General features: G+C 59.3%; 8 protein-coding genes and 1 tRNA gene. 2 read left to right on the top strand and 7 right to left on the bottom strand.

Annotated elements, in window-relative coordinates:
- Window positions 1–207: 207 nt before the first annotated feature.
- Entirely contained in the window at window positions 208–1,395 is a 1,188-nt protein-coding gene (locus KBX07_RS11220; protein ID WP_005287373.1) for an IS481 family transposase, read from the top strand.
- 97 nt (window positions 1,396–1,492) lie between these two features.
- Here KBX07_RS11220 and KBX07_RS11225 read toward each other — a convergent pair.
- From KBX07_RS11225 to KBX07_RS11255, 7 genes are all read right to left on the bottom strand, one after another.
- Window positions 1,493–1,568: transfer RNA gene (locus KBX07_RS11225), tRNA-His, on the bottom strand.
- A gap of 59 nt (window positions 1,569–1,627) precedes the next feature.
- Window positions 1,628–2,281, bottom strand: a complete 654-nt coding sequence (orn, locus tag KBX07_RS11230) for an oligoribonuclease (RefSeq protein WP_256024160.1) — start codon at window positions 2,279–2,281, stop codon at window positions 1,628–1,630.
- A gap of 35 nt (window positions 2,282–2,316) precedes the next feature.
- Complete coding sequence (cmrA, locus tag KBX07_RS11235; protein WP_256019906.1) at window positions 2,317–3,117, bottom strand: mycolate reductase; 801 nt, start codon at window positions 3,115–3,117, stop codon at window positions 2,317–2,319.
- 30 nt (window positions 3,118–3,147) lie between these two features.
- A complete protein-coding gene (locus tag KBX07_RS11240; protein WP_255998560.1) occupies window positions 3,148–3,375 on the bottom strand; it encodes a helix-turn-helix transcriptional regulator in 228 nt (75 codons plus the stop codon).
- Complete coding sequence (locus KBX07_RS11245) at window positions 3,368–3,943, bottom strand: hypothetical protein (RefSeq protein WP_255995692.1); 576 nt, start codon at window positions 3,941–3,943, stop codon at window positions 3,368–3,370. Before KBX07_RS11245 ends, KBX07_RS11240 begins: the two co-directional genes overlap by 8 nt.
- A gap of 121 nt (window positions 3,944–4,064) precedes the next feature.
- Window positions 4,065–4,316 carry a hypothetical protein gene (locus KBX07_RS11250; protein WP_255995691.1) on the bottom strand — a complete coding sequence of 84 codons (252 nt, stop codon included), beginning with the start codon at window positions 4,314–4,316 and terminating at the stop codon, window positions 4,065–4,067.
- Window positions 4,316–4,489 (bottom strand): hypothetical protein, encoded by a 174-nt coding sequence (locus tag KBX07_RS11255; protein ID WP_005288996.1) that lies wholly within the window; start codon window positions 4,487–4,489, stop codon window positions 4,316–4,318. Before KBX07_RS11255 ends, KBX07_RS11250 begins: the two co-directional genes overlap by 1 nt.
- Window positions 4,490–4,807: 318 nt before the next feature.
- Between KBX07_RS11255 and KBX07_RS11260 the strand changes: the two genes are divergently transcribed.
- A complete protein-coding gene (locus tag KBX07_RS11260) occupies window positions 4,808–5,995 on the top strand; it encodes an IS481 family transposase (protein WP_005287373.1) in 1,188 nt (395 codons plus the stop codon).
- Window positions 5,996–6,092 lie beyond the last annotated feature (97 nt).

Consider the following 6,092-nt stretch of genomic DNA (forward strand, 5'->3'; position numbering starts at 1 on the left):
GGTGTCTGAAGTCATGACATAGTTGACACGGCGTGCCTGGGACAGCATTCCTGATGGTTGACAGGTCAGTCGCGACATTGTTGACACTTAGGGGGAAGAAACAATCCGGGGTGATGGTTGACACCTCAGTCGCGACATCATTGACACCTCCCGTCACCCCCGCGTGTTTAGGGATGGTGCTGGTATCAGTCGGGACATCGTTGACAGATGAACAGCCCGAACCGAAATCTCGCCATCGTCAAAGCCGTCCGCGATCAAGGCGAACCAGTCACCAAAGTCGCCAAACGATTCGGCATCTCCCGCCAACGCATCTACAAGATCCTCTCCGAGTTCGACGCCGGAGGGGAACAAGCCATCGCCCCGAAATCGCGCGCGCCGCACACCCACCCCAATGCCGTGCCGGAGACCCTGCGCAACCACATCATCGACATGCGCAAAGAACTCACCAAAGCAGGTTTCGACGCAGGGCCCGACACCATCGCTTTCCACTTAGGACAACAAGGCCTGCGTGTGCCGTCAACATCGACGATCCGCCGGATCATCACTGAAGCCGGACTTGTTGCCCCGCAACCGCAAAAGAAACCACGCAGCTCCTACATCAGGTTTGAAGCGGCCATGCCCAACGAATGCTGGCAGGCCGACATCACCTACCTCTTCCTCATCGACGGCAGGCGCGTAGAAGTCCTCGACTTCATCGACGACCACTCCCGCTACCTGCTATCGATCACCGCCCGGCCAGCATTTACAGGGCCAGCTGTCGCAGCAGAACTACAGCGCCTCATCGACACCTACGGCCCACCGGCATCCACACTCACTGACAACGGGCTGGTGTTCACCGCCCGACTAGCCGGACGCAAAGGCGGCAGAAACGCATTCGAGAAAACACTTAACGACAACCGTATCCAGCAGAAAAACGGCCGGCCAGGCCACCCACAAACCCAAGGCAAAATCGAACGCTTCCACCAAACACTCAAACGCTGGATCAACGCACAACCACCAGCAGAAACCATCCCCCAACTACAACGGCAGCTCAACGAATTCACCGCCTACTACAACACCGAACGCCCCCACCGATCACTCGGACGCCGTACCCCACACCAGGCCTACACAACAGGACCTAAAGCTGAACCAACCTTCACCCCGAAAGAAGAATGGCGCACCCGCAACGACGTCGTCGCCGCCAGCGGCAAAGTCACCATCCGCTACGCCGGCAGGCTCTACAGCCTAGGAATCGGCCGAGCCCACAGCGGCGAAGAAGTCCTGATGATCATCACCGACAACCACATCACGACATCACTAAAAGAAACCGGCGAACCCATCACCGAGCACTACATCGACACATCCCGCAACTACCAAAAACCATACTGGCGAAAAGGCCAACCCCCACTGACCTGAAAACCACAACCGGCGCCTTGGAAAAAATAAACACCAAGACGCCGGTTTGTCCACCATGTCGCGACTCATCTGTCAACAATGTCGCGACTGATGACATTGGGGTGGCTGACGGGACTCGAACCCGCGACACCCAGGATCACAACCTGGTGCTCTACCAGCTGAACTACAGCCACCATCGCTGCCCGTCGCGTGCGTGGGCAGCGCTACATCACATTAGTTCACTGCGCCGGTTTTACAAAAACGGCTGGTAGGTCTCGGTCGATTCGGTCGCGCATACCGCCGCCGCGTCAGAGTCGGGGCCGGGAGCAGCGGTGAAGACGGCGCGACGGTAGTAGTCGAGCTCGCGGATGGACTCTACAATGTCGGCGAGAGCGCGGTGCGCCATGCCCTTTTCGGGCTGGTTGTAGTACGCCTTCGGGTACCAGCGGCGGGTGAGCTCCTTGATGGTGGAGACGTCGATCATGCGGTAATGCAGCCGCTCATCCAGCTTGGGCATGTGCGCGCGGATGAAGGTGCGGTCAGTAGCGATCGAGTTGCCGGCCAACGGTGGGCGGTGCTCGCCGCAATGCTTATCGACGAGTTCCAGCACCGCCTCCTCCGCCTCCCGCAACGCCACAGTGGAAGCCTTGATCTGTTCCGTCAGCCCGGAGCTGCCGTGCATTTCGGTGACGAAGTCATCCATTTCGGCGAGTTCTGCGTCGGTGGCGTGGACGACAAGGTCAATGCCGCCGTCGAGGATGTTCAGCTCCGCGTCCGTGACGAGTGCTGCGACTTCAACAATGACGTGACGCTGCGGGTCGAGGCCCGTCATCTCGAGGTCGATCCAAACGATGCGGTCGTCCTTGGCGGGTAGGGCAGTGGGTTCTGCGGAGGGTTCTTCGCTCATGCCTTCCAACGTACCCGCCCGTGTTGTGGCTGCGGTTAGCCCATCTTGGCGTAGAACCAGCCGGTCACCGGCGCGATGACAGCACGCGGGGCGTAGGAGGAGACAAAGTCCATCGCCTTCGACAGCGGCCCGGGGGTGACGCGGCGCTGGTTCTTCATCATGGCAGCGATGGTCTCCTCCGAGCAGGACTCGTAGGTGGTCCACAAGAAGTCCGGGACGACCTTGTCGACGATCGACTGCTCGTCCTCCGGGACAACAGCGTCACGCACCGGGCCGGGAGCGAGAAGAGTGCAGTGCACGCCGGTCTTCTTCAACTCGTAGTGCAGAGACTCGGTGAAGGTGTTCACGCCGGCCTTGGTGAACACGTAGGTGGCGTTGTTCGGAATGGGCGCGTTGCCGGCGGCGGAGCCGACATTGCACAACGCGCCCTCTCCACGCGGAACCATCTGGTCCAACACCGCCTTGGTAATGCGGAAGACCGCCGTGGCGTTCAAGTTGTACTGGTTTGTCTCGTAATCCCAGTCTTGGTTCATGAACGGCCCGAAGGAGGCGATGCCGGCGGAGTTGACGCAGATGGAGATGGCTTTTTCGTCGATAAGCTCGATGAGCTCATCGACCTGCTCGGCCACAGAGAGATCCTTAGCGGCGACGATGACTCCGACGCCGTGGGCATCTTCGAGCTCGGCGGCAAGTTTCTGCAGGACGTCCTCGCGTCGGGCCACGATAATGAGGTTGTATCCCGCCTTAGCAAAGTCGCGGGCCATGGCCTCACCGATGCCCTGGCTGGCACCGGTGATCAGCGCGTAGGAATTGATGGAGGGTTGGGGAAAGCTCATGCGTGCGAGCCTACTGCAGGTTACTGCAGGCTACTGCACGGAGAAGATGTCTCCCGGCTGGCAGTCCAAGGCCTGGCAGATCGCGGCGAGCGTGGAGAACCGGACTGCCTTCGCGCGGTTGTTCTTGAGCACGGATAGATTCACCGGCGTGATGCCGACCTGCTCCGCGAGCGCGGCACCGGTGATGCCGCGCTCCGCCATGAGCCGGTCCAGGTGGCAGACGACCTGGGACTCCGCTGGATTGATCGGATTAGACAAGGCCGTCCACGTCCTCCTTCAACCGGGCGCCGCGGCGCAGAAGCATGGAAGCGAGGCCGAGGGTGAACAGGAGGATCAGTGCTGGTGTGAACTCGGAGTACGGGGTGCTGACACCGGTGTCCCACCATTGCTCCAGGCCCAGATCCGAGGCAACGAAATTGTTACCCAGACCCTCGAATCCGATGCGACCGATGAAATAAGCGAACATCGCGCCAGTGCCGAAGTTAAGGAGAGTGACGTTGCGTTGCGTGAAGATCCGCCCTTTGGACATGTTCCAGCCGATCATGCTCAGTGTCATCCCGGTGCCGAGGAGGCCGATGTACTTCGTGGCCAGACCAATGCCGTAAAGCCACTGGGCGCCGCTGGGGATATCGGCAAAAACGATGCCACCCTCGACGGCAGGGGATAGGCGGGTGATCACGATACCGTTGTGGATCATCTCGAAGATTTCGAAGCTGATCCAGAGGGCGACTAGGGCGGTGACTCCGATTGTGCTCGAGTTGAAATCTTTCGTTTGTTTCTCTGTCGGAGGCTTAGCGGTTTGGTTCGTGTCCATAGGCATGTTCATAACTCAACTCCTTATCGTTATTCGACACTCTCGATAATCGATAATATCGCAATTCGATATGGCGTCAAGGATGAAAAAGCGCCGCCCCTGTGTCGGGGTCGGCGCTGAGTGCGTTTGCGGGTTACTCGTCGCCGCGGTTGACCTCGGACGGGCCGTCCGGGTTGTCGTTGGCGTAGCTGGAGTCGTCGTTGCCCTCGTTGCCGTCGCCGAAGTCCTCTTTGTCCAGGTTGTCCAGGTCACGGGACTCCAGACGCTCAAGGTCGGAGATAGGGTCAGTGTCGGGCTCGTTGCCGATGCGGCGCGTTGCAGCGTCGAGAAGCTTGTCGGGACCGTCGCCCGGCTGTGCGTTATTTGCCTGCGTGTTGTCGGCCATTAGTTCGCCTTCTCGCTTTCCTTCTCGGTGCGGTCCTGGAAGTTGCCGTCTGCGTCCGGGTCACCCAGGTTGTTGATGCTGTCGTCGCGGGTCGGCGTCGGGTTGACGGCCGCCTTGGCTGCATCGTCGGCGTCTTGCGCCTGGTCAAAGCTTGGGATGCTGTCCTTGCTCATGGTCGCTCCTCAATCGTGCTAGGTGATTTCGGTTATGCGACCAGTCTAGCGATTTTGCGCTGCGCGGGGCCGTAATCGCAGGTGAAAGGGGTATGGGAAAGCGCCCCCGGCAGTGTCTGAAGTCATGACATAGTTGACACGGCGTGCCTGGGACAGCATTCCTGATGGTTGACAGGTCAGTCGCGACATTGTTGACACTTAGGGGGAAGAAACAATCCGGGGTGATGGTTGACACCTCAGTCGCGACATCATTGACACCTCCCGTCACCCCCGCGTGTTTAGGGATGGTGCTGGTATCAGTCGGGACATCGTTGACAGATGAACAGCCCGAACCGAAATCTCGCCATCGTCAAAGCCGTCCGCGATCAAGGCGAACCAGTCACCAAAGTCGCCAAACGATTCGGCATCTCCCGCCAACGCATCTACAAGATCCTCTCCGAGTTCGACGCCGGAGGGGAACAAGCCATCGCCCCGAAATCGCGCGCGCCGCACACCCACCCCAATGCCGTGCCGGAGACCCTGCGCAACCACATCATCGACATGCGCAAAGAACTCACCAAAGCAGGTTTCGACGCAGGGCCCGACACCATCGCTTTCCACTTAGGACAACAAGGCCTGCGTGTGCCGTCAACATCGACGATCCGCCGGATCATCACTGAAGCCGGACTTGTTGCCCCGCAACCGCAAAAGAAACCACGCAGCTCCTACATCAGGTTTGAAGCGGCCATGCCCAACGAATGCTGGCAGGCCGACATCACCTACCTCTTCCTCATCGACGGCAGGCGCGTAGAAGTCCTCGACTTCATCGACGACCACTCCCGCTACCTGCTATCGATCACCGCCCGGCCAGCATTTACAGGGCCAGCTGTCGCAGCAGAACTACAGCGCCTCATCGACACCTACGGCCCACCGGCATCCACACTCACTGACAACGGGCTGGTGTTCACCGCCCGACTAGCCGGACGCAAAGGCGGCAGAAACGCATTCGAGAAAACACTTAACGACAACCGTATCCAGCAGAAAAACGGCCGGCCAGGCCACCCACAAACCCAAGGCAAAATCGAACGCTTCCACCAAACACTCAAACGCTGGATCAACGCACAACCACCAGCAGAAACCATCCCCCAACTACAACGGCAGCTCAACGAATTCACCGCCTACTACAACACCGAACGCCCCCACCGATCACTCGGACGCCGTACCCCACACCAGGCCTACACAACAGGACCTAAAGCTGAACCAACCTTCACCCCGAAAGAAGAATGGCGCACCCGCAACGACGTCGTCGCCGCCAGCGGCAAAGTCACCATCCGCTACGCCGGCAGGCTCTACAGCCTAGGAATCGGCCGAGCCCACAGCGGCGAAGAAGTCCTGATGATCATCACCGACAACCACATCACGACATCACTAAAAGAAACCGGCGAACCCATCACCGAGCACTACATCGACACATCCCGCAACTACCAAAAACCATACTGGCGAAAAGGCCAACCCCCACTGACCTGAAAACCACAACCGGCGCCTTGGAAAAAATAAACACCAAGACGCCGGTTTGTCCACCATGTCGCGACTCATCTGTCAACAATGTCGCGACTGATGACAA

Source organism: Corynebacterium sp. CCUG 70398 (genome assembly GCF_024454055.1).
Classification (GTDB): domain Bacteria; phylum Actinomycetota; class Actinomycetes; order Mycobacteriales; family Mycobacteriaceae; genus Corynebacterium; species Corynebacterium genitalium.